Source organism: Xanthomonas hydrangeae, from assembly GCF_032697525.1.
GTDB lineage: Bacteria > Pseudomonadota > Gammaproteobacteria > Xanthomonadales > Xanthomonadaceae > Xanthomonas > Xanthomonas hydrangeae.
The window spans coordinates 1,808,273-1,834,043 of record NZ_CP103836.1 but is presented as its reverse complement, the minus strand read 5'-3'; the positions used below and the strand labels follow the sequence as shown (position 1 = coordinate 1,834,043).

At 63.5% G+C, this 25,771-nt stretch carries 21 protein-coding genes; 13 read left to right on the top strand and 8 right to left on the bottom strand.

The window, feature by feature from the left end:
* Positions 1–160 precede the first annotated feature (160 nt).
* Positions 161–1,396, bottom strand: a complete 1,236-nt coding sequence (locus NYR97_RS07545; protein ID WP_316697345.1) for a hypothetical protein — start codon at positions 1,394–1,396, stop codon at positions 161–163.
* 308 nt (positions 1,397–1,704) lie between these two features.
* A complete protein-coding gene (locus NYR97_RS07540) occupies positions 1,705–2,355 on the bottom strand; it encodes a hypothetical protein (RefSeq protein WP_425613047.1) in 651 nt (216 codons plus the stop codon).
* A gap of 296 nt (positions 2,356–2,651) precedes the next feature.
* Here NYR97_RS07540 and NYR97_RS07535 point away from each other — a divergent pair, with 296 nt between their 5' ends.
* Complete coding sequence (locus tag NYR97_RS07535) at positions 2,652–3,275, top strand: DUF4142 domain-containing protein (protein ID WP_316697343.1); 624 nt, start codon at positions 2,652–2,654, stop codon at positions 3,273–3,275.
* Positions 3,276–3,353: 78 nt separating this feature from the next.
* Here NYR97_RS07535 and NYR97_RS07530 read toward each other — a convergent pair whose 3' ends face one another.
* On the bottom strand, positions 3,354–3,653 hold the full coding sequence (locus tag NYR97_RS07530) for a hypothetical protein (protein WP_316697341.1): 300 nt from the start codon (positions 3,651–3,653) through the stop codon (positions 3,354–3,356).
* A gap of 24 nt (positions 3,654–3,677) precedes the next feature.
* Here NYR97_RS07530 and NYR97_RS22415 point away from each other — a divergent pair, with 24 nt between their 5' ends.
* From NYR97_RS22415 to NYR97_RS07515, 4 genes are all read left to right on the top strand, one after another.
* Complete coding sequence (locus tag NYR97_RS22415; protein ID WP_425613046.1) at positions 3,678–3,944, top strand: DUF6959 family protein; 267 nt, start codon at positions 3,678–3,680, stop codon at positions 3,942–3,944.
* Positions 3,945–4,652: 708 nt separating this feature from the next.
* Positions 4,653–5,015 carry an Imm10 family immunity protein gene (locus tag NYR97_RS07525; RefSeq protein ID WP_316697340.1) on the top strand — a complete coding sequence of 121 codons (363 nt, stop codon included), beginning with the start codon at positions 4,653–4,655 and terminating at the stop codon, positions 5,013–5,015.
* Positions 5,016–5,160: 145 nt separating this feature from the next.
* Positions 5,161–5,421 carry a hypothetical protein gene (locus NYR97_RS07520; RefSeq protein ID WP_316697339.1) on the top strand — a complete coding sequence of 87 codons (261 nt, stop codon included), beginning with the start codon at positions 5,161–5,163 and terminating at the stop codon, positions 5,419–5,421.
* Positions 5,422–5,506: 85 nt separating this feature from the next.
* On the top strand, positions 5,507–5,914 hold the full coding sequence (locus NYR97_RS07515) for an MAPEG family protein (protein WP_316697338.1): 408 nt from the start codon (positions 5,507–5,509) through the stop codon (positions 5,912–5,914).
* A gap of 19 nt (positions 5,915–5,933) precedes the next feature.
* On the opposite strand, the gene NYR97_RS07510 is transcribed toward NYR97_RS07515, so the two are convergent.
* A complete protein-coding gene (locus tag NYR97_RS07510) occupies positions 5,934–6,617 on the bottom strand; it encodes a hypothetical protein (protein ID WP_055825755.1) in 684 nt (227 codons plus the stop codon).
* An 80-nt stretch (positions 6,618–6,697) separates the two neighbouring features.
* Entirely contained in the window at positions 6,698–7,585 is an 888-nt protein-coding gene (locus NYR97_RS07505; protein ID WP_316697337.1) for a hypothetical protein, read from the bottom strand.
* A gap of 551 nt (positions 7,586–8,136) precedes the next feature.
* Between NYR97_RS07505 and NYR97_RS07500 the strand changes: the two genes are divergently transcribed.
* The 8 genes from NYR97_RS07500 (at position 8,137) to NYR97_RS07465 (ending at position 21,352) form a co-directional block, all read left to right on the top strand.
* Positions 8,137–11,253, top strand: coding sequence for a maltotransferase domain-containing protein (locus NYR97_RS07500; RefSeq protein ID WP_316697336.1), 3,117 nt, complete (start codon positions 8,137–8,139; stop codon positions 11,251–11,253).
* On the top strand, positions 11,250–14,600 hold the full coding sequence (gene treS, locus NYR97_RS07495) for a maltose alpha-D-glucosyltransferase (protein WP_316697335.1): 3,351 nt from the start codon (positions 11,250–11,252) through the stop codon (positions 14,598–14,600). The genes NYR97_RS07500 and treS overlap by 4 nt, the downstream gene beginning before the upstream one ends.
* A gap of 11 nt (positions 14,601–14,611) precedes the next feature.
* Entirely contained in the window at positions 14,612–16,795 is a 2,184-nt protein-coding gene (gene glgB / locus NYR97_RS07490) for a 1,4-alpha-glucan branching protein GlgB (protein ID WP_316698082.1), read from the top strand.
* Between the two features lie 390 nt (positions 16,796–17,185).
* The gene (locus tag NYR97_RS07485) at positions 17,186–17,485 is read left to right on the top strand and encodes a hypothetical protein (protein ID WP_316697334.1); all 300 of its coding nucleotides are present in this window, start codon (positions 17,186–17,188) and stop codon (positions 17,483–17,485) included.
* Positions 17,475–17,747: a hypothetical protein gene (locus NYR97_RS07480; protein WP_316697333.1), complete on the top strand. Its 273-nt coding sequence runs from the start codon at positions 17,475–17,477 to the stop codon at positions 17,745–17,747. The genes NYR97_RS07485 and NYR97_RS07480 overlap by 11 nt, the downstream gene beginning before the upstream one ends.
* Positions 17,744–19,297, top strand: coding sequence for a PepSY-associated TM helix domain-containing protein (locus NYR97_RS07475; RefSeq protein ID WP_316697332.1), 1,554 nt, complete (start codon positions 17,744–17,746; stop codon positions 19,295–19,297). Before NYR97_RS07480 ends, NYR97_RS07475 begins: the two co-directional genes overlap by 4 nt.
* A gap of 169 nt (positions 19,298–19,466) precedes the next feature.
* Complete coding sequence (locus tag NYR97_RS07470) at positions 19,467–19,931, top strand: metallophosphoesterase family protein (RefSeq protein ID WP_316697331.1); 465 nt, start codon at positions 19,467–19,469, stop codon at positions 19,929–19,931.
* A gap of 272 nt (positions 19,932–20,203) precedes the next feature.
* The gene (locus NYR97_RS07465) at positions 20,204–21,352 is read left to right on the top strand and encodes an aldo/keto reductase (protein WP_316697330.1); all 1,149 of its coding nucleotides are present in this window, start codon (positions 20,204–20,206) and stop codon (positions 21,350–21,352) included.
* A 522-nt stretch (positions 21,353–21,874) separates the two neighbouring features.
* Here NYR97_RS07465 and NYR97_RS07460 read toward each other — a convergent pair.
* The 3 genes from NYR97_RS07460 to NYR97_RS07450 all read right to left on the bottom strand — a co-directional run bounded on the left by NYR97_RS07460 (position 21,875) and on the right by NYR97_RS07450 (position 25,752).
* The gene (locus NYR97_RS07460; protein WP_316697329.1) at positions 21,875–22,822 is read right to left on the bottom strand and encodes a rhamnogalacturonan acetylesterase; all 948 of its coding nucleotides are present in this window, start codon (positions 22,820–22,822) and stop codon (positions 21,875–21,877) included.
* A gap of 201 nt (positions 22,823–23,023) precedes the next feature.
* Entirely contained in the window at positions 23,024–24,646 is a 1,623-nt protein-coding gene (locus NYR97_RS07455) for a carboxylesterase/lipase family protein (RefSeq protein ID WP_316697327.1), read from the bottom strand.
* The gene (locus NYR97_RS07450; protein ID WP_316697325.1) at positions 24,643–25,752 is read right to left on the bottom strand and encodes an alpha/beta hydrolase; all 1,110 of its coding nucleotides are present in this window, start codon (positions 25,750–25,752) and stop codon (positions 24,643–24,645) included. The genes NYR97_RS07455 and NYR97_RS07450 overlap by 4 nt, the downstream gene beginning before the upstream one ends.
* Positions 25,753–25,771 lie beyond the last annotated feature (19 nt).

Sequence of the window (25,771 nt, the reverse complement as noted above, 5' to 3'; positions counted from 1 at the left end):
GCAGCCCGGTGACACGGTTCATGAGTTCGAGACGGAAGTGACGGGTGGGCACCTGGTTATGCGGGGAAGGTGCTACATCGGTCAGACCATTGGTTGGATACGCTGAGCACCTGCACGTATTGCAGGTCTTGAAATTTGGCTGGTGCACCGAAGCAGGGACTCATTTGTTCAGCACCTTGGTTGTCCACACCTGGTCGTAGTCAGCATTGTGTGCCTTGGTGAATCCGTTGGCATCGCTGCGTCCATCGTCGACTTTCTGGCCATCCTTGTAGATCACGTAATGGCGCCCGCCGGCAGCCTGGTCGCCGTGGTAATGCAACTGCATCCGGTACACCAACCTGCTCTCTTCCGCTGCTGGTGTTGCCTGTTGAGGCTCACCGTTACTGGCCATTGGCTTTATCTGTAACAGCGGTGTCGTCTGCTGCGGATGGGCCACGACCCAGCGCATGAAATTGGCCTGGTCCCGGGCTGACGCTTGCCCGGACGCTGGCCAGATGTAGAGAAACGTTGCGGGCGTATTGGGTACTGTACTGACGGCCGGCATGTGCCACTCGTAGACCTGTTGCTTGCCGTCGGCTGTCGTCATCTCGAGCAGGCTGGCACTGCCTTGCGATGGATTGCCGTCGGCGCCCGATAGCTCACTGATCTGCGCTAGGCCGGAGCCCGGTACCGCGCCCGCCAGTGCCAGTAGCAGGTCGCGCTGGTTTGTCACTTCCTGTTCGTTCAACGACAGCGAGCGCAGGTAGCGCGAACGCAGACTGAAACGGTAGCGCGCTTCCTGCAGGGTGAATTCTCCCTCGACCCTGGAGGCTTCGTGCCAGTCGTGTCCGGGTGCCAGATTGACGGTGCCGTGCATGATGCAAAACCCCTGCTGGGACTGTGCCGCTGGCGGGAAGGGCGGTGCGCTGCTGGTTATCGAAGCCAGGATGTCCTTGGTGCGCCGCTCGGTGATGTCCTGCAGGCGGCTGATGGCCGTCTTCTGGAAACGAAAGGTGGTGCCATCGCGATGGGCGAAACCGGTGACCTGGACGACATTCGGGTCGAGCGGCAACGCGTCTTCCGCGTGTGCAACGATGACCCTGCCATCGTCCTGTGCCAGCGTTTCCACCGGCTTGACCAGTTGGCGCACCTTGCCATCGCTGGCCGATGCTTGTGCGGTCAGCAGGCGCTGCGCATAGCTGGCGGCGTCCTCGCGGTAGCTATCGATGTCGCCCCAGTAAAACTGCGCGGAACTTCCCAGAAAATGCAGGGGCACATCGGTCGTCACGGCAAGACGCCCGATGCAGTAACTTGTGTTGCCAGTAGTGTCCGCCGACGGCGGCAACGGCGTGTTGGTGGTGTTGGTTGTGCTGCAAGCCGCAAGCAGCGCCATGACAGCAAGCAGCGGCGCGCGCATCAAACGCGTGGCGGAATGTCTCAACGCAATTCCTTCAAAACAGCAATCGGTAATGATAGATGACGCCGCTCTACGTGGTGCGTCATCCCTGACAAGGTCTTCTGGCGCGTCCTGCTGCTATCACCATCCACTGGACTGCTTGCGGGATCGAGCGAGCCGAACCCGTTCTGGTCGGTGTGGGCCAGCGGGAATGGCACTGCGCCACCTCACATCGGCTCTTATGCCGCGCGGTGGTAGTGATGGCGTGCCTGCCTCCGTCGCGCCTTCCCCTGCAGGCGTGCGGCGCACCAGGATGGCTAGGCTTGCGATTACTTCTTTCGGTACACCCCGCCGAAGGAAACGTTCATTCCGCCGCATTCCAGGTTGTCGTCGGCCAGCAGCATGTCGCCCAGCAATTGCAGGCGCACCTTGCACGTGTCTTCGTTGACCTCGACGCGGTTGCCTTCTGGATAGCCGCGCGCGGTGACCGAGCTGGTGTGCGGACCGCCCGGCGTCTGTTCCGGGTCGGGAAAGGCGCTGGGCCAGTACGCATCGCCGTTGACGGTGATGCTGCCGTCTGCGTTGGTGGTCAATTGCAGCGTGTTGTCGCCGTTGTGCCAGTGGCCGTTCCACGCCTGCGGTGTGGGTGTGGCCGCGCTTGGCTGCATCTGCAGGCTGGACTGTGCGACCCAACCAGCATTGCCGCCTCCCTTGTTGGGATAGAGCACGCAGACATAGGCATTGCGGCGCTGCGCCGTCAGGACGATATCGTTCTTGACCACGTAGGCGCGTCCCTGGCATGCGGCCCCGCCCGTGTCCGGGCAGCCATCGGTGTCCTTGAGCAGGTACAGGCGCGGCGGGATGACCTTGCCGAGTGAGAACGCCACCGGCGTGCTGGTGAACAACCCATTGCGGCAGGTGGCATCGTCGTCGGCAGGCGCAGCGTGGACCAGTGGCGAAATGCCCAACAGGGCATGCATCCAGGCCTTCAGCACAGCAATGACTCCAAATGTGGCGCGGTAGTGTGCGGCAAACCCGGCCGTCTTTCAGCAGGAAAGTGCCACCACACGCCACGCATGCCACAGCCGCGCTGACCAGGTCCAGTTCCACGCCCGCGCGCGAGGGCGTGCGGCCGCGTGCGGTGCGGTGCATGGTGCGGCGTCGTGTCTTTGCCCCCGCAGCCCATGCTTGTGTCTGATTAACTCAATGGAAGTGTATGAGCTCTCTTCACCTGGGGAGGGCGATGCTGCTGTCTCCAATCGAGAGGGAGTGGAGCATGAAACAATCACTGTTGGTCCTGTCCATCGTCGCGGCGCTTGCGCTCGCGGGCTGCAAGCCGGATGCCGACAAGGAGGCCGCAGCGCCGCCTGCCGCGTCCACCGAGCCGACGCCGACCGGTGGCGCGGCGACCCCGACCACACCGCCTGTCGGCGAAGCCAGCCCGGCGCCGGAAGGCGCGGCGCGCGCGAGTTCCGGAGACGACATCGCCCTGGGCCTGCTCGGGGCGGTGGACAACCACGAGATCGCCGCAGCGAAGCAGGCGCAGGACAAGAAAGTCACCGGCGCGGTGCTGGACTACGCGAAGATGATGGAAAAAGAGCACACCGAGAACCTGGAAAAGACCAAGGCGCTGGGGACGCTGGCCGAAACCCCGGACGTCAAGAAGCTGGAGGGCAAAGGCGAGCAGGACCTGTCCACGCTGGGGCAGACGTCCGGCAACGACTACGCGGCGGCCTACATCGATGCAATGATCGCCGGGCACAAGGACGCGCTGCAGCTGATCGAGACGCAGATGATGACAGTGGCGTCGACCGAGCCGGTCAAGCAGCACCTGACCGAGACCAAGACGCACGTCGAGCAGCACCTGGCGAAGGCGGAAGAGATCAAGAAGGCGATGTGAGCGTGGGTGTGGCAGATCGCCGGTCTGCCACGCCTGGTCTGCAAGCGGCGAGTGAGCGCGACGTCGTCGTTTTCGAGCCTAGGGACCTGGAAGGGGGATCAGGGAAAAGGCGATTCCTCCCACAACTGCCAACAGCGCCAACACGCTAAGAACTATCGAATACAGACGCTTGGAAAAACCGGGGCGACGCTGAATGGCTCGAAGAATGGCGATCGGAACTAATGCATAGACAGCACAAAGGGCAATGAAGTACCGGTTGATCTGATAGGAGGAGTCCTTGCCTAGCGCATTTCCGGCTTGAAACAAGACCACTCCACCAACAAGCGATAGGAAAGAGCGGATTGCGAATGCATTATTGGTTCTTGTTTGAATGCTCATACCTTCACATCGCTACGATCTGGAATGTTGCCCCAGCTGGGGTGCTTTATCAACGTGATCTCCTCTTACGCATCCATCGAACGTGATTGCGTCAGTACCCGGTGTCATCGCAACGTTGCAATGACTGGGCGAAAGTTTCCAGGAGTTTTGCTGCAAGGAGATACACTCCATGCGCGATGTGCTCAGGTCGCCGGCGCGCTAGCCGGTGGTCCCGACGCTTCTGATGAGCTACAAGATGTGCGCAGCAAGCTGCTCGGTATGCTCGCCCATTACACCGCAGTACTTAGCTAACATCAGCTGGATGTTCCGTTCTCCCGTTCTCCTGATGCCTGAAAATTCATCCAGCCAGACTCCACTTGTCGGGTAGGCTTAATTCAAGTATTAGGCGGCCTGGCGTATTGCCAGCACTCACAATGCGTCCTATTCGGTAGGGAACACGCTTTGGTGGCATATCTCTGGAGTCGCGCTTACCATCTGGATTACTCGGCATTGGTCTGCGGAGCGGATAGCCGCCACGCTTGCTCGCGACGGCTTGTGCGAGTGACGTAACACTTCTTTCGAACCGACGCCGCTCAGTGATTGCACCTCCATCCGATCTCATTGCAGGCCAGTGTGCGATTGCCGCCTGGTTCATTGCAGTCGCAAGTGGGATGTTGATTTCGAATCGACATCTCCGGGGTCATAAGGGACGCTTCTTCAAGTGCCTCGGACTTGGAAGCTTGGCCATCGGGCTGCCGCTGGCCTTCGTGCTGCCCTCATCCGCATACTTGCTGAAGTCCATCGTCATGCTTGTTCTGTCGATCTGCATAAGCGTAATGGGCTTGAAGAAGGGTTCGCGTTGGCACGCATGGCTCGGTTTATTGGCAGCGTTCTTGGCTTACGTCGCAGTCGGATTTCAATATATGGTTGTTGAGACGGCGAGGTGAGTGTGGCAGTGAACGAATTGAGGCCTTAGATATCAATACAAGCTCGTTTGAATTTTCGGCAAAAAGCGTAGTGGTGGCACCCGTCGACGACGGGTTTCACCTGATTGGTTTCAGTGACTGCGAGATCAATGGCGAGACCTACCTCACGCTTCAACGCGCTTTGATTTTCGATGAGCAAGACGTGGCATTCGGTATGGATACCTACCACGTCCAGTGGTGCAGCCAAGAAAAATCATCGTACGGTGGCATCTCCCAATTCACGCTTCGGCCGGGCTCTGCGGAGATTGCATTCACTTCAAACGCCGCAAGAGCACTGGGCGGCATGGAACGTCTCAGCATCTTCTTCCAGCTCCCGCCCTTCGAACAACATGCGTTGCGGGATGCTCTTGGGTACCTTTTTGAAGGTGACGGTTGCCTTGTCACGGCCGATGAATGAAATACTACTGGGGCTGTGGAGAACTACATGGGCATTCCAGCTAACAAGCTTCTTTTATTCGGCACCGCCCTTAGCGGACTCGCAGCTCTGGTGCACCTGGCGTGCCTGATCGTGGGCGCTGCCCTGTTCCGGCTCTTGGGAGCTGTTGAACAAACGGCGCAACTACGCTTGGCCGGGCATTGGTATCCTTGGCGGACTGGTACATGCGGGGCTGGTGCAGCAAGCGCATGATCGTCTCGGCGCACTCGGGCCGGGCTTCAAAGACTGTCTAAAGATCTCTGGCACGCTCGGCGGCGAATACGGACGAGATAACCTTGCCATCCTTTCTCCGGCAGAACTAATTTCAGCGTCCGGCCACATTGCCGAGCAACTCAGTGATCCTCCGGATGGCGCGCAATCAAGGTGACTATCGTTTACTAGACCGCTGGCAAGCCACTCGCGCACACCCACCTTGAAGGCGCCTTTATTTCAGGCGTCGGCCGGAAGCTGATATGTCACAACCCTTGATTCTTGCGATGGCAGCGCACGTTGCCCTCGCCGCCTTTCTCTACGTGCTTCTCACCGTTGTCCGGGCTCCTGCGGTGTGGGGCATCGGCAGACCGAAGAGCGGCGCGAATCCTTGGGCGGATTTCGAGCCGCGGATCGGCGCCAACCTGTCGAACCAGTTCGAGTGGCCGCTGTTCTTCCATGTCGCGTGCGTTCTGCTGATGTATCTGGGGCATGGCCGCGACGGCCTACTGCTGGCGTGGATCTTCGTTGCCGGCCGGGCGTTGCATAGCGGCGTCCAGATCCTTACCCGCAATGTCCGGCTAAGAGGGGCTGTGTTCACCATCAATTTCCTGGCCGTGCTAGGACTCTGGGCGCTGGTGGTTTGGGCGGCTTGGTCACCGGCGGTCTAAGGGTTCGTCTAGGAAACCCTCAGCGCCGCGCCGCCGGCTCCCGGCGATAGACTCCACCAAAACTGACGTTCGCACCGCCGCATTGCAGATTGTCCGCAACGACCAACAGGTCGCCAAGCAGTTGCAGACGTACATTGCAGTCGTCTTCGTTGACGTCCACGCGGTTGCCCTCGGGAGTACCGCGTGCAGTAACGGCGCCAAAATGCGGGCCGCCGGGCACTTGCTCCGGGGTGGGGTTTGCACTGGGCCAATACGCATCGCCATTGACGGTGACGCTGCCGTCGCCATTCGCGGTCAACTGCAGCTGGTTGTCGCCATTGTGCCAGCGGCCATTCCATGCCTGTGATGTTGGCGTACTCGCACTCGGCAGCGGCTGCAGACTGGCCTGCGCCACCCAACCGGCGCTGCCGGCGCCCTTGCTGGGATACAACGCGCAGACATATGCGCCGTGCCGCTGTGCCAACACCAGCGCATCGCCTTTGACCACATACGTGCCTCGCCTGCAGGCAGCATCGCCTTTGTCCGGGCAGCCGTCGCTGTCGTTGAGCAGATACAACCGCGGCACCGCGACCTTGGCGATCGAGAACCCAGCCGTGCTGCTGGTGAACAAGCCATTGCGACACGTGGTCGCTTCGTCATCGCCTGGTGCCGCGTCGGCTGCTGCCGATACCAGTAACAGGGCCGCTAGCCAGAATCCATGCATGTGTATCAATCCAGGGGTGGAAAAGAACGGAGTCTAAACCAGTCATCCTCTTCTTCCCGGATGAGATCCACGAGCCGCGCTTACCGGCACCGATCAAAGGTTCTGACGCGTGTTTCTTCCGCAATGATCAAGCGATCTTCCATCTGGCTCAGGATAAACACCGCCGGAACTTCCTTATTGGGCTTGTTTGCCGATGCGGTGAGGATGCGCCACGTCCAAGGCGTACGTGCGAGCAAGATCACCGTGTTGGGCCAGATATCTTCGCCCTTGCCGGTCATATGATCCCAATCGAATCTGATGGCGTGCTTTGGGTCTGCTGCGTCACGGTCACAGGGAATGCCTGCGGTCACCCATGTGCCTTGCAGGTTGCTAGGAAAGTTGGTCTTGGGGACGTTGCGCTGGTAGCTTTCGACGCCAGCGACGCGTGTCAAAGCACCTCGCTTCCAAGTATAGGCTTGCGTGTAACGTCCTGGAGCGGGGCATCGGTTCGAGCCATCTGGATTGGATTGCTCCCGTTTGCAGATGTGCGATTTCTTTTGCACGACAAAGTCCACCTCGATGCGATTGCCCTGGACCGCTAAGTCCATGACCTCGCCTGGAATTTGTTCGCTTGCATCTGGCGTGTAGCCGGTCCTGCGTGCTCTGGTTTCCCATGGGTCAATCGGCACGCTGAGGTCCGGTGTCTTCTTCGGAATGAGTTTGCTCAGCACGTTGATCGCGTTGGGACAATCGGACGTGGAGTCGGTGCAATACGAGGAGCCGAGATAGACGATCTCATCGATGCCATCCTTATCCAGATCGATAGCGCTTACGAAGCCCGCGTAATCCTCGACGACGATATCGTCGTTAACGCTGAAGTCCTGCCACAGCCTAACGATCTCTTCGGCACGGCTGGAGGTCAGCTTCTGCTCCTTGGCTGTCGCGACTGTGGCGATGGCAAGCAGCGCCGCCATGACATAGATCCGCATCCTTGCTCTCCTTGCAGGTTGAAGATATAGCTTACAACTCCTCGCAACTTGCCGAGTGCACTGGCCGGATCCACTGGACTGCAGGACGTTGTTGCCATTACACGCGGATCCCAGATGTCCAAGACATGCTTGGTAGCGTGTTCGCCATCAGGTCTCCTGTTCGATGCACCAATCCAGTGCCTGGTCGCGCGCTCCATGGCGCCACTTGCCGTATGGGCACCCACGCGCACGGTGCGCTCGTAAAGATGCGGTCTGTAGTGTGTGAATTCGTCGCCACGGCCGCGCTTGTTTGATTTTCGTCAATTCGACCGACACATGAAATTCGCAGTGAGGGTGCTTGACTGCATGGGTCAAGAATCGTTGCGGAGTTGCGCATGAGTGCAGTCACAGGTGGAAAGGTCGGCCAGGCGGGTAGCCAGGGGGCGATCTGGACGGGAGTTGGACTGGTGCCTCGTGAGCGAGCGCCTGTGGATCTGCTGGATGGTTCGCGCCGCGTTGCTCCCATTGTCGTTACGGCGCGTGTTTGCGCCGCGGCCTGCTGAGGAGGCGCCATGCGGATCTGTCTACTTAACGAAACAACCAATGAGCAAGCCGGGCTGGAGCAGCGCTGCGTCGCGGCGCGCGAGGCGGGCTGCGACTACGTGGTGGTGCCGCCACCGTTCGAGCGCGATGCAGAAGGCCGGCTCAGCGAAGTCGCCAGTGGCAGCGACGCCGACGCAGCGCGCCTGGGTGAGCTTGTGCAGGCGGCGCACCGCGCTGGCGTGAAGCTGCTGCTCGATGTGCGCCTGGACGAAGTAGGCGGCGCCAGCGCGGTGGTGCGCGAGAACCCGCAATGGTTCCGCGCACGCAGCACGGCGGTGCCGGACCCGCGTCAGCCGCGCACCACGCCGGAAGTGGCCGAGGCGCGTTTTGCCTATGCGCAGGAAGGTGCGGCGCTGGTGGAGTGGTGGAGCGCGCGTTTGCTGGACTGGGCCGGGCAGGGCGTAGCCGGTTTCCGCCTGCTGCAGCCGCAGCAGGTCCCGGCGCAGCGCTGGCGCGAGTTGATCGCACGCGTCCATGCGCAGGCGCCGGAAGTGGTATTTGCAGCGTGGACGCCAGGTCTGGGCACTGAAGCCTTGCAACAGTTGGCCGGTGCCGGGTTCGATGCGGCGTTCTCCTCGCTCGCGTGGTGGGATGGGCGCAGCAGTTGGTTTTTCGATGAAGACACCGCGTTGCGCGCACTCGCCGCCCAGGTGGTTGCGGTGCTGGATGCGCCCGATGGCAAGCGCGCGGCGACGCCTGCGCAGCACTGGCAGCTGGCGCAGGCACTGGGCGGGGCGTGGTTGTTGAACGCTGCGCAGCTGGATGCGGTGCCGTCGAGCATCCGCGCCACTGACAGCGTGTCGGCAAGCAATGCCGGCCTGCGGCTGCGTCCGCTATTGCGCGAAGCCACCGGGCTCACTGCCGTTGCAGTGGAGCCGCTGGGTGGCCTGCCGACGTTGCTGTTGATCAATGGCGATGCCGCGCATGTGGTGCCGGTGCCTGCACCGGATCTGCTGCGTCTGCTCGGCGATGCCGAAGCGCTGGTGGGCGAAGACGGCAGCACCTTGTCTGGTGCGACGCTGGAAGCGCTGGAGCCGGGCGAGGTGCGCGTGTATCGCAGTGTGCCCGCGCGGCATGTGTTGGCGGTGCCGCGCATGCGCCCGCGTGCGCAGACGGCGGCCGCGTGGCCGCGTGTGTGCATCGAATCGGTGACGCCCTCGGTCGATAACGGTCGTTTCCCGGTCAAGCGCACGGTGGGTGACCGCATCTGCGTAGAGGCCGATGCGTTCTGCGATGGGCACGACCGCATTGCAGTGGCCGTGCTGTGGCGCCCGGCCGATGCAAAGACCTGGGCCAGCGCGCCGATGCGCGCCTTGGGCAACGACCGTTGGCGTGCGGAGTTTCCGCTGGAGCGCATCGGCACCTATGAGTTCCGTGTGGAAGGCTGGCGCGATGTGTTCGCCACCTTGCATGCGGATCTGGAAAAGAAGCGCGCCGCCAACACGGTGCTGCCGGTGGATGTGCAGGAAGCGGTGGCCGTGGTGCAGGCCGCGCACGCACGCAGCACCGGTGCGTTGGCCGAGCGGCTGCAGGCCGTTCTCACCCGCATCGGTGCGCAGAGCGAGCCGCTGCAGCAGCTGGCGATCGTGCTGGAGCCGGACACCGCGCAGGCGATGGCAGCGGCCGACGACAAGCCGTTCCGCTCCGAGACGCCGGTGACCTTTCGGGTGGAGTCGGAGCGCCGCGCGGCGCACTTTGCCAGTTGGTACGAATTGTTCCCGCGCTCGCAGAGCGGCGACCCGCAGCGCCACGGCACCTTCGACGATGTGATCGAGCGGCTGGCGCATATCCGCGCGATGAACTTCGATGTGTTGTACATGCCGCCGATCCATCCCATCGGCGCGAAGAACCGCAAGGGCCGCAACAACACGGTCACTGCCGTCGAAGGCGAGCCGGGCAGCCCGTATGCGATCGGCGCCGCCGATGGCGGGCATACCGAAGTGCATGCCGAGCTTGGCGGGCTCGATGGCTTCCGCCGTTTGATCCAGGCCGCACGTGCGCATGGGCTGGAAGTGGCACTGGACTTCGCCATCCAGTGCGCGCCGGATCACCCATGGTTGAAGGACCACAAGGACTGGTTCACCTGGCGTGCGGATGGCTCGATTCCGTATGCGGAGAACCCACCGAAGAAATACCAGGACATCGTCAACGTCGATTTCTACGCCAGCGGTGCGGTGCCCGATCTGTGGAATACGCTGCGCGATGCGGTGCTGTTCTGGGTCAACGAGGGCGTCACGCTGTTCCGCGTGGACAACCCGCATACCAAGCCGTTCCCGTTCTGGGAGTGGCTGATTGCCGATGTGCGCGGGCGCCGCCCGGATGTGGTGTTCCTGTCGGAGGCCTTCACCCGGCCGAAGATGATGTATCGCCTGGCCAAGTGCGGCTTCTCGCAGTCCTACACCTACTTCACCTGGCGCAACCACAAGCACGAGCTGCAGGAATATGTGGAAGAGTTGAACCAGGGCACGCCGCGCGAATGCTTCCGCCCGCATTTCTTCGTCAACACGCCGGACATCAATCCGCAGTTCCTGCAGACCAGCGGGCGCAACGGGCATCTGATCCGCACTGCGTTGGCCACGACCTTGTCTGGGCTGTGGGGCATGTATCAGGGCTTCGAGCTATGCGAAGCCACGCCTCTGGCGCCGGGCAAGGAAGAGTATCTGGACTCGGAGAAATTCCAGCTGCGCGCCTGGCCCGAGCGTGCGCCCGGCGACATCGTCGATGAGATCACCCGTTTCAACCAGCTGCGTCGCATGCATCCCGAGCTGCAATCGCACCTGGGCACGCGTTTCTATCAGGCACACAACGAGCAGGTGCTGTACTTCGGCAAGTTCCTGGATGCCGGTTACCTCTCGCGCAGCCGCAGCATGGTGTTGGTGGCGATCAATCTGGACCCCCACGCCGCGCAGGATGCCGCCATCGAAATTCCATTGTGGGAGTTGGGCCTGCCCGATCACGCCAGCGTGGCGGTGGACGATCTGTGGGACGGCCATCGCTTCACATGGCAAGGCAAGCAACAACACATCCGGTTAGAGGCGACGCGGCCGTTCGCGTTATGGCGCATCCGCGCAGGAGAGGTCGCATGAATGCAGTCCCATCGTTACAAGCCGACGCAGAACAGTCTGCGGTGGTTGCAGATCAGCTTTGGTACAAAGACGCGATCATTTATCAAGTGCACGTCAAGTCGTTCTTCGACTCCAACGACGATGGCATCGGCGATTTTCCCGGCCTGATTTCCAAACTGGATTACATCGCCGAACTCGGCGTGGACACCATCTGGTTGCTGCCGTTCTACCCCAGCCCGCGCCGCGATGACGGCTACGACATTGCCGAATACATGGCAGTGCATCCGGACTACGGCACCATTGCCGACTTCGAGCAGCTGGTGGCGCAGGCGCATGCGCGCGGCATCCGTGTCGTGACCGAGCTGGTGATCAACCACACCTCCGATCAGCATTCGTGGTTCCAGCGTGCGCGCAATGCGCCGGCCGGCTCGCCGGAGCGCGACTTCTATGTGTGGTCGGACACCGACCAGGAATACGAAGGCACGCGGATCATCTTCTGCGATACCGAAAAGTCCAACTGGACCTGGGACCCGGTGGCCGGACAGTACTTCTGGCACCGCTTCTATTCGCACCAGCCGGATCTGAACTTCGACAACCCCGCCGTGCTGGAAGCGGTGCTGGAAGTGATGCGCTTCTGGCTGGACCGCGGCGTGGACGGCCTGCGTCTGGATGCGGTGCCGTACCTGATCGAGCGCTCGGGCACCTCCAACGAGAACCTCCCCGAGACCCACGCGATCCTGCGCAAGATCCGCGCCACGCTGGATGCCGAATACCCCGACCGCATGCTGCTGGCCGAGGCCAACATGTGGCCGGAAGACACCCAGCAATACTTCGGCCAGAACGCCGACGAATGCCATATGGCGTTCCACTTCCCGCTGATGCCGCGCATGTACATGGCGATCGCGCGCGAGGACCGCTTCCCGATCACCGACATCATGCGCCAGACCCCGGAGATTCCGGAGAGCTGCCAGTGGGCGATCTTCCTGCGCAACCACGATGAGTTGACGCTGGAAATGGTCACCGACTCGGAGCGCGATTATCTATGGCAGACCTACGCCTCCGATCGGCGCGCGCGCATCAACTTGGGCATCCGTCGCCGCCTGGCGCCGCTGCTGGAGCGCGACCGCCGCCGCATCGAATTGATGACTTCCCTGCTGCTGACCATGCCCGGTACGCCGGTGCTGTATTACGGCGATGAGATCGGCATGGGCGACAACATCCATCTGGGCGACCGTGATGGTGTGCGTACGCCGATGCAGTGGTCGATCGACCGCAATGGCGGTTTCTCGCGTGCCGACCCGGCGCAGCTGGTGTTGCCGCCGGTGATGGACCCGCTGTACGGCTTCCAGGCGGTGAATGTGGAAGCGCAGATCCGCGACCAGCATTCGCTGCTGACCTGGACCCGCCGCGTGCTCAGCGTGCGCAAGCGCTACCAGGCCTTCGGTCGCGGCACTTTGCGCTTTTTGTATCCGGGCAATCGCCGCATGCTGGCCTACCTGCGTTGCTATCAGGACGAGACGGTGCTGTGCGTGGCCAATCTGTCGCATACGCTGCAGGCGGTGGAACTGGATCTGTCCGAGTTCGAAGGCCGCGTGCCGGTGGACATCATCGGTGGCGGCAGCTTCCCGCCGGTCGGCCGCCTGACCTATCTGCTCACTGTGCCGCCGTTCGGCTTCTACGCCTTCCAGCTGGTCAGCGAAGGGACCTTGCCGGATTGGCATGTGCCCACCCCGGTGCCGCTGCCGGATTACCGCACGCTGGTGTTGCGTAGCGATACCGACGAAGGCAACGCGCTGCTGCCGCATCTGTCCACGCTGGAAAGCGAAATCCTGCCGGCCTGGCTGTCGGCGCGGCGCTGGTTCTCGGCCAAGGATCAGGTGCTGAAACACGTGCGGATCTCGCGTCGCACGCCGTTGCCCGGCGATGAGCCGATGAGCCTGCTGGAGCTGGAAGTGGAGCTGGAAGATGGCCGCCACGAGAGCTACATGCTGCCGATCGGCATCGTGTGGGAGCGCGACCACCCCAGCACGCTGGCCGAGCAGTTGGCACTGGCGCGTGTGCGTCAGGGCCGCGAGGTGGGTTACCTCACCGACGCGTTCGCCCTCAAGCCGATGGTGCGCGGAGTGATCGATGCGCTGCGCGAGAATTCCACGCTGGAGTTCCGCGATGGCGACGATGCCTCACAGCAGGGACAGGTGCGTTTCGAAGCGACGCCGGCGTTGGCCAGGCTGGATATTCCGCACGATCCGGACATCCGTTGGTTGTCGGCCGAGCAGAGCAACAGCTCGCTGGTGGTTGCCGACAAGGCGGTGTTCAAGCTGCTGCGGCATGTGGCCAACGGCGCCAATCCGGAGATCGAGATCGGCCGTCGCCTGACCGAAATGGGCTATGCCAACGCCGCGCCCCTGCTGGGCAGCGTCAGCCGCATCGACGCGCAGGGCACCATCACCACCATTGCGTTGTTGCAGGGCTTCATCCGCAATCAGGGCGATGCCTGGCGTTGGACGCTGGACCATCTGGCACGTAGTTTCGACGAGTACGCTACCGCGCAGACCGACGAATCGCGCGCCGAAGCCGTGGCCGGTTACGACGCGTTCGCTGCCGTGGTCGGCAAGCGTCTTGCCGAGCTGCACGAAGCCTTGTCGCGCGATACCGACGATGCGGACTTCGTCCCGCAGCGCATCGACCTGCCCGCCGCCAACGATGTGGTGGCCGGCGTTGCGCGCCAGGTCGAACAGATGTGGGAGACGGTCAACGCACGCCTGGCCAGCAGCGACGACGCGATCGAACGCGACGCACTGGAAGCGGTGCTGGCCGAACGCTCGCAGCTGGAGGCCTTGCTGGCCAAGGCACCGGGCGTGCTCGCCGAGTCGTTGTTGACCCGCGTGCACGGCGACTTCCATCTGGGCCAGATCCTGGTGGCGTTCGACGATGTGATCCTGATCGACTTCGAAGGCGAGCCGGCCAAACCGCTGTCCGAGCGCCGCGCCAAGGCCAGCCCGCTACGCGATGTAGCCGGTTTCCTGCGCTCGCTCGATTACGCCAGCGAAGTCTCGGCACGCGGCGAAGAAGGCACTGCCGCACGTGCGGGCGTGGGGGTGGATACGCATCTGGATGAATTCCTGGTGCAGTTCCGTCGCCGCTCCACGCAGGCATTTCTGGACGCGTACCATGCCGTGCTCGATGCCAGTACGCATCCGTGGATCGCACCGGCGGCGTTCAATGCGGCCACGCTGTTGTTCCTGGTGGAAAAGGCCTGCTACGAAGTGCGCTATGAAGCCGCCAACCGGCCGGGCTGGTTGATGGTGCCGGTGGAAGGCTTGCGACGCATCCTGCAACGCGCGCGCGCTGATGCAGGAGACACATGATGAGTGGAGTGATGACAGCAGTGACCAATCGATGGGACCCCGGCGCGACACGCGCCCTGGCCGAGGCACGCCATGGCGATGCATTCGCCATCCTGGGCGCGCACCCGACCGACAGCGGACGGGTGCTGCGCACCTACCAACCGGGCGCCAACTACGTCAATGCAGTGCTCGACGACGGGCAGGTCATCGCGCTGGAGGCAGGCCCGGAGCCGGGCCTGTTCGCTGGCGAGTTGCCGGCGCAAGGCGCTTATCGCCTGCGCATCGGCTGGCCCGGTGGCGAGCAGGACACCGCCGACCCGTTTGCGTTCGGACCGCAACTCAGCGACTTCGATCTGCATCTGATCAGCGAAGGCCATCATCTGCAACTGGCCGATGCGCTCGGTGCCAATGCGATCGAGGTCGATGGCGTGCGCGGCACGCGCTTTGCGGTGTGGGCACCCAATGCCACACGCGTGGCGGTGGTGGGCGATTTCAATAGTTGGGACGCGCGCCGGCATCCGATGCGGCTGCGGCATCAATCCGGCGTGTGGGAGTCGTTCGTGCCCGATGTCGGCCCCGGTGCGCATTACAAGTACCAGTTGCGCGGCCCGCATGGAAATGAGTTGCCGGCCAAGGCCGACCCGGTGGCGCGGCGTGCCGAGCTGGCGCCGGGCACGGCCTCGATCGTGGCCGACCCTACGCCGCATCAGTGGAACGACGACGGCTGGATGGCCACACGTGCGCGCCGTCAGGCGCACGACGCACCGATGAGCATCTACGAGATCCACGCCGGCTCCTGGCTGCGCGAAGAAGGCGTGGACCTGGATTGGGACGGGCTTGCCGATCGGCTGATTCCGTATGTGGCCGATATGGGCTTCACGCACGTCGAGCTGATGCCGGTGACCGAACATCCGTTCGGCGGCTCGTGGGGTTATCAACCGCTGGGGCTGTTTGCGCCCACCGCGCGCTTCGGCTCGCCGGACGGCTTCGCCCGCTTCGTCGAGCGCTGCCATCGCGACGGGATCGGTGTGATCGTCGATTGGGTGCCGGCGCATTTCCCCACCGACGCCCATGGCCTGGCGCATTTCGACGGCACGGCGCTGTACGAGCATGCAGACCCGCGCGAAGGCTTCCACCGCGACTGGAATACCTTGATCTACAACCACGGGCGCCGCGAGGTGTCCGGGTTTTTGATCGCCAGCGCACTGGAGTTCCTACAGCGCTTCCACGTCGACGGCCTGCGCGTGGATGCGGTGGCCTCGATGCTGTACCGCGATTACAGCCGCAATGCCGGCGAGTGGGTGCCCAATATCCACGGTGGGCGCGAGAACTACGAAACCATCGCGTTCCTGCGCCGGCTCAACGAGGTGGTGCGCGAGCATGCGCCCGGTGCGGTGATGATCGCCGAAGAATCCACCGCGTTCCCCGGTGTGACCGCCGATGTGGCGCATGGCGGGCTGGGCTTCCACTACAAGTGGAACATGGGCTGGATGCACGACACCCTGCACTACGCCGCGCTGGATCCGATCTACCGCCGTTATCACCATGGCGAGCTGACCTTCAGCATGGTCTATGCGTATTCGGAGCGCTTCGTGCTGCCGATCTCGCACGACGAAGTGGTGCACGGCAAGGGCTCGCTGCTGGGCCGCATGCCGGGCGACGACTGGCAGCGCTTCGCCAATCTGCGTGCGTACCTGGGTTTCATGTTCACCCACCCGGGGCGCAAGTTGCTGTTCATGGGCTGCGAGTTCGGCCAGCCCACCGAATGGAATCACGACGGCGGCATCCCCTGGCACCTGCTCGACGACCCGCGCCATCGCGGCGTGCAGACGCTGGTGCGCGATCTGAATCGACTGTATGTCGAATATCCCGCGCTGCACGCCTACGACGACGACCCGTCCGGGTTTGCGTGGGTGGTGGGCGATGATGCGGCCAATAGCGTGGTTGCGTTCCTGCGCAAGGGCAAACGCGGCGACGCACCGGTGCTGGTGGTGATCAACTTCACCCCGCTGGTGCAGCACGGTTATCGCATCGGCGTGCCGCAGAGCGGTCAATGGCGCGAAGTGTTCAATAGCGACGCCGGCATCTACGGCGGCGCCAATCTGGGCAACGGCGGCGTGGTCACTGCAGAGCAGCAATCCATGCATGGCCAGGCACAATCGCTGCCGCTGCTGTTGCCGCCGCTGGGGGTCATCGTGCTGACGCCGCACGGCTGATGCACTGCACACACCGCCGGGCAGCTGGTCCGGCGGTGTGGCACCTGTTAGATTGCGCGCCGTAGAGTGGTGAACACAACGCTGCGAACGCCTTCATTGGCGCACGGTAGTTTGTCAGCCGCTTCTTAGGCAGCCCGGGGAGGGCTGCCGGGCACAGCCGCCGCCATGCCTTCCGTCGACCGTCTTTGCGGGAGCGTTGTGCGTGGGCGTTTTGATTGCTGTGAGTGTTGGTTCGCCTGTTGAGGCCGCTTTCTGCGCTGCGCGCAACAGTGGCCGCGCGCACGCAGCGGTGTGCAGGGCACAGCCACTGCGTGCGACCGCGCGACGTGGCTACCGATGTCCTGCCCGGCCTGGTGCGCTGCCTGAGCCCACCTCGGCGCAGGCTTGCGCATGAGCAGCCTGATGACGTTTTTGTATCTGCTCGCCGCTGCCGCCTCGGCTTTTGCGTTTTATCTGGCAACCACGCATCAACGTCTTGTGCTGCGGCGCCGATGGTCTGCGCGCCTGTTGCGCAGCGGTGGCAGCGTGTTGTTGGTGTTGTCGCTGGCCTGCGCCATCCGTGCGCTGGGTGTGTGGGCGGGCGTCTTCGCCGCAGTGACTGCGCTGATGCTGGTGGCGGTAGCGCTGCCGTATCTGGATGTCTGGCAACAGGCGCGTGCGCAACGCAGGCAGGTGCGTCATGTGGGCTAGATGGCTGGCTGCCGCGGTGCTGGGCCTGCCGCTTGCGGTTGGCGTGGTCGGCTTGTGCGCGTTGTTGCTGCCTGGGCCGCAGCAAAGCTATACGCTGGCCTGGCTGTTGCTGATGTTTCCGGTGTGGATCGGTGCAATGGCACTGCCGTTCGCGTTTCGTAGCGCAGTACGCGCCTGGGTGGTTCTCGGCGGGCTGACCGCGCTGTGCTATGTCGTGCTTGCGGGCATCAAGGTATTGGGCTGGACGGAGTTGAGCGCATGAAAGCATCGACCTTGCGCGCGTTTCTCTCCATGCACAGCTGGATGGGTTTGTTGGCCGGCATGGCCTTGTTTATCGCCTTCTATGCCGGTGCCATCACCGTGTTTACGCATGCGTTGAGCGACTGGCAGGCCACGCCACAGGTCACGCAAAAGACGCCAGCCGATCCGGTCGCCGCAGCGCAGGCCTTGCTGGACGCGGTGATCGCCAAGCATCCGCAGGTAGCCGAATCGTTTCTGGTGCTGCTGCCCGGCGAACACGGGCCGATTCCACGGCTGTATTGGTATGGCGCGCAGGCCGATGCCAGTGGCGGCATGCGCCAATACCAACACGCCGCCGATGGCACGCTGCAGGAGTTGCCGCAGCGCGTGGGCTTTGCCGATTTCCTCTACGACCTGCATTTCACCGCCGGACTGCCGCGCGTGTTCGGCACGTATCTGTTCGGCGTGATCAGCGTGCTGTACGGGCTGGCCCTGGTCAGCGGGGTAGTGCTGTACGCGCCGGTGTTCTTCAAGGATCTGTTCGCGCTGCGGCTGGGCCACAACCTCAAGCGCCTGTGGCAGGACGCCCACAACGTGGTCGGCATGTTGTCGCTGCCGTTCCATGTGATCTTCGCCTGGTCCGGCGCGGTGTTGTGCCTGGGTGTGCTGTTGCTGGCGCCGTTTCAGTTTCTGGTGTTCGACGGCAAGTTGATGCAGATCCTGGAGCCGGAGTTCGAGCTCACCCCGCATGTGGCACCGGCCAAGCGTGCCGCCTCGTTACTGCCGGTCGCGGTGTTGCTGGACAAGGCGCGTGCAGCCAGCCCGGGGTTTGTGCCGGAAAGCATCGGCTTTCACGATGCTGGCGATGCCAATGCGCGTGCGGAAGTCTATGGCCACCATGATCAGCGCCAGCTCAACACACTCGGCGGTGTGGCATTGGAAGCGGCAACCGGCAATGTCTTGCGGGTGCTCGAGCCCAAGGCGATGTCGGCCGGCACCGCTGCACTGCGTGGGTTGCAGGGGCTGCATTTCGGCAATTTCGGGCATGCGCCGGTGCAGTGGCTGTACTTCCTGCTGGGGCTGGGCGGTGCGTTCCTGTTCTACAGCGGCAACCTGTTGTGGATCGAGGCACGCCGCAAGCGTCGCCTGGTCGAGCAACCGCGCCGCACGCACGCCATGGCACGGCTCACGGTGGGTGTGTGCCTGGGCAGCGTCGCCGGCATCTCGGCGTTGTTCATCGCGGCGCGGTTTCTGCCGCAGGGACAGGAACGCCATGTCTACTACGCGGTTTTCGCGCTCATGCTGATGTGGGCCTTGCTGCGTCCCACTGCACGCGGCGCCTACGAGGTGTTGCTGGTGTGTGCCGTACTGACGGCGTTGATTCCGGTTGCCAGCTGTTTTTCCGCGCGCGGTGCGGTGCTGCCGTGGCAGGACGCAACGCTGCTCGGTATCGACCTGATTGCGCTGGCCTTGGCATGCACGTACTGGCAGCTGGCACGCGCGAGCAAACGGCGCGGAGTGCAGGGCGATCCGAACAGCGTCTGGGCGTGGGGAGATCGCGCCGCTCCGTGAGCGGTTGCTGTCCTGCGCGCTGTAGTGCATTGCAGCGCTGCCTGCACAACGCGCGCGTTGCGGACCGAAGACCTGGGCGCGGCTGAGCTCAACTCACGTGCGACGACATGCATGTCACGTACGATTCCTGGCCTCTTGTCGCTGCTGACGTTCGTTTGGGTGCGTTGAAATGTCCACACCGCTGCGCATTGGCCTGATCTCAGACACGCACGGCTTGCTTCGGCCGGAGGCGGTCGCTGCCTTGCAGGGCTGCGCGGCCATCATCCACGCCGGCGATGTGGGCAAGCCGGAGATTCTCACCGCGCTGCAGGCGCTGGCGCCGTTACACGTGATCGCCGGAAACATCGACAACACGCCGTGGGCAGCCGGGCTACCCGAGACGCTGGATCTGCGGATCGCAGGCGTGCGTCTCCATGTGTTGCACGATCTGAAAACGCTGGCGCCGGAGGTCGCGGCAGAGGTGATCGTCAGCGGTCATTCGCACAAGCCATCGGTGCACACGCGCGACGGCGTGCTGTACGTCAATCCGGGCAGTGCCGGCCCACGTCGCTTCAGCTTGCCTATCAGTGTGGGCACGTTGTGGTTGGGCGATGGCCCGCCGCGTGCGGAACTGCAATTGCTACAGCTGCGTTGATCCAGGACAGATGCCTGCAACAAGCGGTGAGCCACGATCCAGGTGACGCGGTGCGACGACGTGCATCTGACTTCGATACGCTCGATCCAGCATGCACTGACGTTACGAGCGGAAGCTATCGGCAACGCATGAGCTCGCCGACTTTACGCGGCATATAGGCACGTGCCCGGGCTATCTGTTGAACGCTTGTGCACGTTCGAAACCCATGCGCTGACTTTATCTGCACGCATGCGGGGCCATCCTTGTGTCTCAAGTCGTTGCAAGGAATCCTCATGAATACACGTCGCCAATTCCTCTCCGCCGCCGCTGCCGGCACCGCTGCGTTGGCCGCTGCGCCGTTGTTGGCGCAGTCCTCCGCGCCCGGCAGCGTGATGCCTACGCGCGGCAACACCACCGTATCGAAGCTGCCTACCAATGCAGCGACCAAGGGTGCGCGGTATCGTCCTGCGAGCCGTCTAGGCTTTGGTGGCGTGGCGATCGGCAATGGATTCGCAGCCACCAGCGATGCGCAGAGCGAAGCGACCCTGGCGGCGGTGTGGGAGTCGGGCGTGCGCTATTTCGATACCTCGCCGTGGTACGGGTTGGGGTTGTCGGAGCGTCGCACCGGTCATCATCTGCACAATCACGCCGCAGACGAATACGTGCTGTCGACCAAGGTCGGGCGCCTGCTCACCGCGACCGACAAACCGCCCAAGACGATGTGGCAGCAGCCCTCGCCCTTCGACTATCGCTACGACTACAGCGCCTCCGGCGTGCGCCGCTCGATCGAAGACAGCCTGCAGCGCCTGGGCGTGTCGCAGATCGATATCGCCTACATCCACGATCTGTCGCCGGAGAACGAAAAAGACCTCGGTATGCCATGGGAACAGCGCTTCGCCGAAGCGGTGAAAGGCGCCATGCCCGAGCTGACCAAGATGCGCAAGGAAGGCTTGATCAAGGCCTGGGGTTTTGGCGTCAATCGTCCGGAACCGGCCTTGCGTGCGATCGAAGAAGCCGACCCCGACATCTTCCTGCTTGCCTGCCAATACTCGCTGCTCGATCACGCGCGTGCACTGCACGACACCTTCCCGAAGATCGCCAAACATGGCGCCTCGGTCGTCGTTGGCGCGCCGCTGTTGGCGGGTTATCTGGCCGGGCGCGAGCGTTATCTTTACGATGGCAGCGTGCCGGAATGGGCGCCGGCCATGCGACAGAAAGCGCTGGCGATCTGCGACCGCCACGGCGTGGATCTGCGCACCGTCTCGCTGCAGTTTGCCGCCGCACCGCAAGTGGTCTCGGCGGTGATTCCGGGCGCGCGTACGGCCGAGCAGGCGCACGCGAATGCGGCGTCGATGCGCGTGGCGATTCCGGCAGCTGTGTGGGATGAGCTCAAGCGCGAGCAAGTGATCGAAGCGGATGCGCCGGTGCCTGTTGTGAGTTGATGCAGCTAAGAGCGGCTGACAAAACCTAGCGAGCGAGCGCCTGTCAGTGAGTGCAGTGGTTTGTCGGCCGTCTCTTGGTGGATGCAGTCAGACGTCCAGATCAAACACCGAGTGGGTCGAATGCGCGGTGCCCTCACCGCTCGCGGGACACGCCGCAAGTAGTCCCTGTAGGCTCGGTGGCGGCATCCATGCCGCCACACGGTCCCGCAAGCGGCGAGGACACCGCACCAGAGAGTTGGCCGGTTGCTTTGTTAAAGCTTGTCCATCGCTCGGCTTGCATTGAGAAGATGAATCAGGCGTGCCGTTATCTAAGCAACCCACGTAAGACATTGCTTGCACCATGCACACCGATCATCTCCACTGGTCCTTGCCCGCCCACCGTCGCGGGACCTTACGCGGCATGGATGCCGCGTAAGAGCCTACACGGACGTACTTGCGGCGTGTCCCGCGAGGGTGGGCGGGCAAGGGCCCTGCAGCCAAGCCGCAGATCAGCAGCTCTAGTCGATCAGATACAATGACGCATCACGGAATCAACAGCGGCCGCAACGCAGGCACCTGCTTTGCCAACTCGTCGGCGACAATCGCCGCGAACAGATCCGCGCCGTCCGCGCCAAGATGCGTGTAGTCGAACGCGAGTTTGGCCTGGCCCATCGGCTCGGCGCTGGCGTTGTCCTGTGCAGCGGACGGCACGCTGTCCGCTGCCGCAATCTTTGACGACGACAGCGGCGACGCGTGCAATGCCTGCGCCGGCGTCTTGCCGATCGTGGTGCCCGATTGCGCGGCAATCACTTGTTCCGGATCGGCAGGCCGCTGCGCCAGCCGCATCGCCAACACCGGGCCCATGCCCTGCACCAGCGCACGGCTGCGCGCATGCAGGTCGATCAACGGCACCTGTAACTCGCGTGCAACTGCGCGTGTTGTCTCCGCCCACGGCGCCAAGTCGTCGATTAATTGGCCGCGTTCGAATTGCCGCCGCGTCAATGGCGTGACCAGCACTGGAATCGCACCGGCGGCACGTGCGTCGGCGACATAACGGCGAAGATTCGCCGGGAATTCGGTCGCCAACTCGGTGGAACGTCCCGGTTTGCCGGGTTGATCGTTGTGCCCGAACTGGATCAACACATACACCTGTCGATAGCCGCCGCTGCGCAGCTCCTTCAGTGCGATCTCCCACGAGCCTTCGGCGCGATAGTTGGACGTGCTGCGGCCACCGCGCGCCAGATTGAGGCAGCTCAGGAACGAGGTCACATGCTGTGCGCAGAAGCTGGGCCCCCAGCCACCTTGCACGGCGGTGGTGGAGTCGCCTACCAGCACGATCTTGCTGGCGGCAAAGTGCTTGCCGCTAGCGGCTACGTTAAACGCTGGCACGCTTGCAGTTGATGCATCAACCGGTGAGGCATCTGCAGCGTACGCAACAGGTGCAGCGATTGCTGCCAGCAAAATCAACGGTACAAGAGACGAAAAACCCATGAATCACCAATGAGGAAAGCGATCGGAAAAACGAAAGGTAGTCAGAAGGCGAGAGGTGATCAGAAGACCGCAGGCAGGCAGAAGAGCGCAAGCACGATGACCCCAGCCGCGCTCTGATGGGCGCCTATACGCACGCCACACCGTGCCGCCGCGGAGTGCGATCAGACCATGCTCGACCTCGACCTTGACCACGAAAGTCAGTCAAAACGTACCGCGTTGAATGAAAGGCGCTTGCTGATACAGCTTGCGCTCGCCACCGCGCGGATCGTGTTCGAGCCGGCTCGGTGTATCGAACAGCAGCGTCTCGCGCTGCTGCACTGAATACTGCCGCCAACGCGGCAGACCACGATGATTCGGGTCGCCACTGCGCGCGAATGCAAGCAGCGCCTCGCTCATCTGCTCGGCCATGCGCTGTGCATCGGCGCTGTCGCCGGTGCGCGAACCCGGTTGCGCAATGGTGTCGAAGACCAGCGGAATATCCAGTGTGTGGAAGGCACCGAACTTGCCGCCATCCAGTGGCGAGCCCCAATCCAGTTGATAGACCCAGGTGGGTGCGCCTTGACGCGCGCGTGCCTCGGCTTCTTCGACCGCACCGCGCCACGAGCGCCCTGCGGTGGTGGCCGCAAAGAACACGTCCGATGGCGAATATTGCGGATACAGCCGGCGGTATTCGGCAATCACCAGCTGCGGCAGCAGATCCACGTATTGCTGGGTTTCCAGCTTTGCCGGCAGCTCGTCCCAGCTCAGCGCGAAGTTCTTCGCATCGTTGCCGAGAAACGCGCGCGTCTCATCGCGGGTATTGCCGATCACCAGCGGAATCTTCGCCGATTGCAGCGGGGCGGTCGGCCAGAACGGGTGCACCGGCACATTGCGCGCATCCAGCACCGGGCCGAAATACAACGCGCTGTTTTCCACCCGCGAGGGGTCGCGCACTTGTGCGGCAGCCAGCAGCTGCGCCACAGGCATGGAGCGGATGCGTGCAAGCGCGCCTGGCGCAAGTTTCAGCGCATCCAGCAGCAGTTGCGCGCGCTGGGTGGCCGCGCGCGGGCCGGCCACGGTGACCTGCTGCCCGCTCATGGTCCACGCGCGATGGAACAGGCCGCGTGCGGCAGGCATCGCCATCAAGGTGGCGATCTTGGCGCCGCCACCGGACTGGCCGAACACGGTGACATTGCCAATATCGCCGCCGAATTCGGCAGCGTGCTGGCGCACCCACTGCAGTGCCTGGATCAGGTCCAGCTGCCCGGCATTGCCGGAGTCGGCAAAACGCGCATCGCCCAGCTGCGCCAGCGACAGATAGCCGAACAGGTTGAGCCGGTGATTGACGGTGACCACCACCACATCGCCGCGCTTGCACAGACGCACGCCGTCGTAGAGCGGGTCGCTGCCGGAGCCGGTGGTGTAGCCGCCGCCGTGGATATAGAACAGGATCGGCCGCTTGCCGCCATCGCGCAGGCCCGGCGTCCACACGTTGAGGAACAGGCACTCCTCGCTGGTGGGTTCGCTGGCCTTGGGTTGCGGTGCAGCGGCACCGAAAGCGCTGGCATCGCGCACGCCCTGCCAGGGCGTTTCCGGCACTGGCGCCTGAAAGCGCCGCGCTGCGGTGTCGCCGCCGTACGGGATGCCCTTGAACACGCAGATACCTTGATCGCGATAACCGCGCAGTGCGCCGCCACGCACGTGTGCCAGCGGCGTACTGCCGTCGCGCGCAGGCGCTGTTGCGGCCGCGCCTGCGAAACCCGGCAGCACAGCTGCAGCGGTGGCAAGCAAGCCGCCCCGCAACAGCGTGCGCCGCCGTGCGTCGGGCGTGGACGGCTGCTTCATCGCGCGGCGTCCTGTGCCGGTACAGAGGCGGGTGCAGGTGCAGGTGCATTCGCAGTCGTCGCAGTCGCAGTCGCGGGCGTTTGCACCTTGCCGACATGCGCAATCCAGGCCTGCGCCAGCTGCGGCCACGCAGCCACGGTCAGCCCGGTGCCGCTGGCGGTACCGAAGCCATGACCGCCCTGCGGAAACACATGCAGCTCGCTGGGCACGCCGGCACGCAGCAACGCGTCATGCATCAACAGGCTGTTGCGCACCGACACCACCGTGTCGTCCTGCGCATGCAGCAGAAAGGTCGGCGGCGTGCGTGCATCCACATGCAGGTGGGGCGAGTACGCGCGCACCTGCGCATCGCTCGGACTGCTGCCGAGCAGGCGCTCGCGCGAGCCCGCGTGCGCGTTGGCACTGTCCATGTCGATCACCGGGTAGATCAGCAGCTCGAAATCCGGCCGCGCGCTCAGCGCATCGGCCGCATCCAGCTTCGGGTACACCTGCGCGGCATAGCGGGTGCCCAGGCTGGCGGCGACATGGCCGCCGGCCGAGAACCCCATCACCCCGACGCGCTGCGTGTCGATGCCGTAGCGGGCGGCATTGGCGCGGATCAGCCGCAGCGCGCGCTGCGCGTCGGCCAGCGGCACATCGGCCCCGTTCGGATGGCCTTCGCCGGGCAGCCGGTAGCGCAACACGAACAGGGTGATGCCGGCCTGGTCGACGAAGCTGGGCACCAGCGCGCTGCCTTCGTTGTCCAGCACGATGCGCTGGTAGCCGCCGCCGGGGGTGACCAGCAGGGCAGTGCCGTTTGGCTGCTTGGGCCGGTAGACCACCAGGTAAGGCGTGCTGATCTGCTGGATGTAGCGATCAGGCTCGGCGGGGACGTTGCTGCGCTCGACGATGCGCTGCGGCTGCTTCAGGGCATTGTCCCCCGGTGCCATGCCCTCGGGCCAAAGCCCGATCCGGCTGGCCTGTTCGGCCGCAGTGTCGGCACTGGGCACCTCGGCCGCAACCACCGGCCCGATCAATAGTGAGGTCGCCAGCAACACCAGCGGCAGGCACCGCCGCATAGCACCTGAAAACGCAGTAAGAACACGCGTTTGGCTTGTCTGTTCCATCCACCCCTCCCAGGGTTGC

What these genes read in the sequence shown, in the direction of transcription:
- NYR97_RS07510 (WP_055825755.1), bottom strand. Translation starts at nt 6,617, where the DNA reads ATGCATGGATTCTGGCTAGCGGCCCTGTTACTGGTATCGGCAGCAGCC.
- NYR97_RS07545 (WP_316697345.1), bottom strand. Translation starts at nt 1,396, where the DNA reads ATGCGCGCGCCGCTGCTTGCTGTCATGGCGCTGCTTGCGGCTTGCAGC.
- NYR97_RS07540 (WP_425613047.1), bottom strand. Translation starts at nt 2,355, where the DNA reads ATGCATGCCCTGTTGGGCATTTCGCCACTGGTCCACGCTGCGCCTGCC.
- NYR97_RS07535 (WP_316697343.1), top strand. Translation starts at nt 2,652, where the DNA reads ATGAAACAATCACTGTTGGTCCTGTCCATCGTCGCGGCGCTTGCGCTC.
- NYR97_RS07485 (WP_316697334.1), top strand. Translation starts at nt 17,186, where the DNA reads ATGAGCAGCCTGATGACGTTTTTGTATCTGCTCGCCGCTGCCGCCTCG.
- NYR97_RS07465 (WP_316697330.1), top strand. Translation starts at nt 20,204, where the DNA reads ATGAATACACGTCGCCAATTCCTCTCCGCCGCCGCTGCCGGCACCGCT.
- NYR97_RS07455 (WP_316697327.1), bottom strand. Translation starts at nt 24,646, where the DNA reads ATGAAGCAGCCGTCCACGCCCGACGCACGGCGGCGCACGCTGTTGCGG.
- NYR97_RS07505 (WP_316697337.1), bottom strand. Translation starts at nt 7,585, where the DNA reads ATGCGGATCTATGTCATGGCGGCGCTGCTTGCCATCGCCACAGTCGCG.
- NYR97_RS07450 (WP_316697325.1), bottom strand. Translation starts at nt 25,752, where the DNA reads ATGGAACAGACAAGCCAAACGCGTGTTCTTACTGCGTTTTCAGGTGCT.
- NYR97_RS07515 (WP_316697338.1), top strand. Translation starts at nt 5,507, where the DNA reads ATGTCACAACCCTTGATTCTTGCGATGGCAGCGCACGTTGCCCTCGCC.
- NYR97_RS22415 (WP_425613046.1), top strand. Translation starts at nt 3,678, where the DNA reads ATGTTGCCCCAGCTGGGGTGCTTTATCAACGTGATCTCCTCTTACGCA.
- NYR97_RS07470 (WP_316697331.1), top strand. Translation starts at nt 19,467, where the DNA reads ATGTCCACACCGCTGCGCATTGGCCTGATCTCAGACACGCACGGCTTG.
- treS (WP_316697335.1), top strand. Translation starts at nt 11,250, where the DNA reads ATGAATGCAGTCCCATCGTTACAAGCCGACGCAGAACAGTCTGCGGTG.
- NYR97_RS07500 (WP_316697336.1), top strand. Translation starts at nt 8,137, where the DNA reads ATGCGGATCTGTCTACTTAACGAAACAACCAATGAGCAAGCCGGGCTG.
- glgB (WP_316698082.1), top strand. Translation starts at nt 14,612, where the DNA reads ATGACAGCAGTGACCAATCGATGGGACCCCGGCGCGACACGCGCCCTG.
- NYR97_RS07460 (WP_316697329.1), bottom strand. Translation starts at nt 22,822, where the DNA reads ATGGGTTTTTCGTCTCTTGTACCGTTGATTTTGCTGGCAGCAATCGCT.
- NYR97_RS07475 (WP_316697332.1), top strand. Translation starts at nt 17,744, where the DNA reads ATGAAAGCATCGACCTTGCGCGCGTTTCTCTCCATGCACAGCTGGATG.
- NYR97_RS07480 (WP_316697333.1), top strand. Translation starts at nt 17,475, where the DNA reads ATGTGGGCTAGATGGCTGGCTGCCGCGGTGCTGGGCCTGCCGCTTGCG.
- NYR97_RS07530 (WP_316697341.1), bottom strand. Translation starts at nt 3,653, where the DNA reads ATGAGCATTCAAACAAGAACCAATAATGCATTCGCAATCCGCTCTTTC.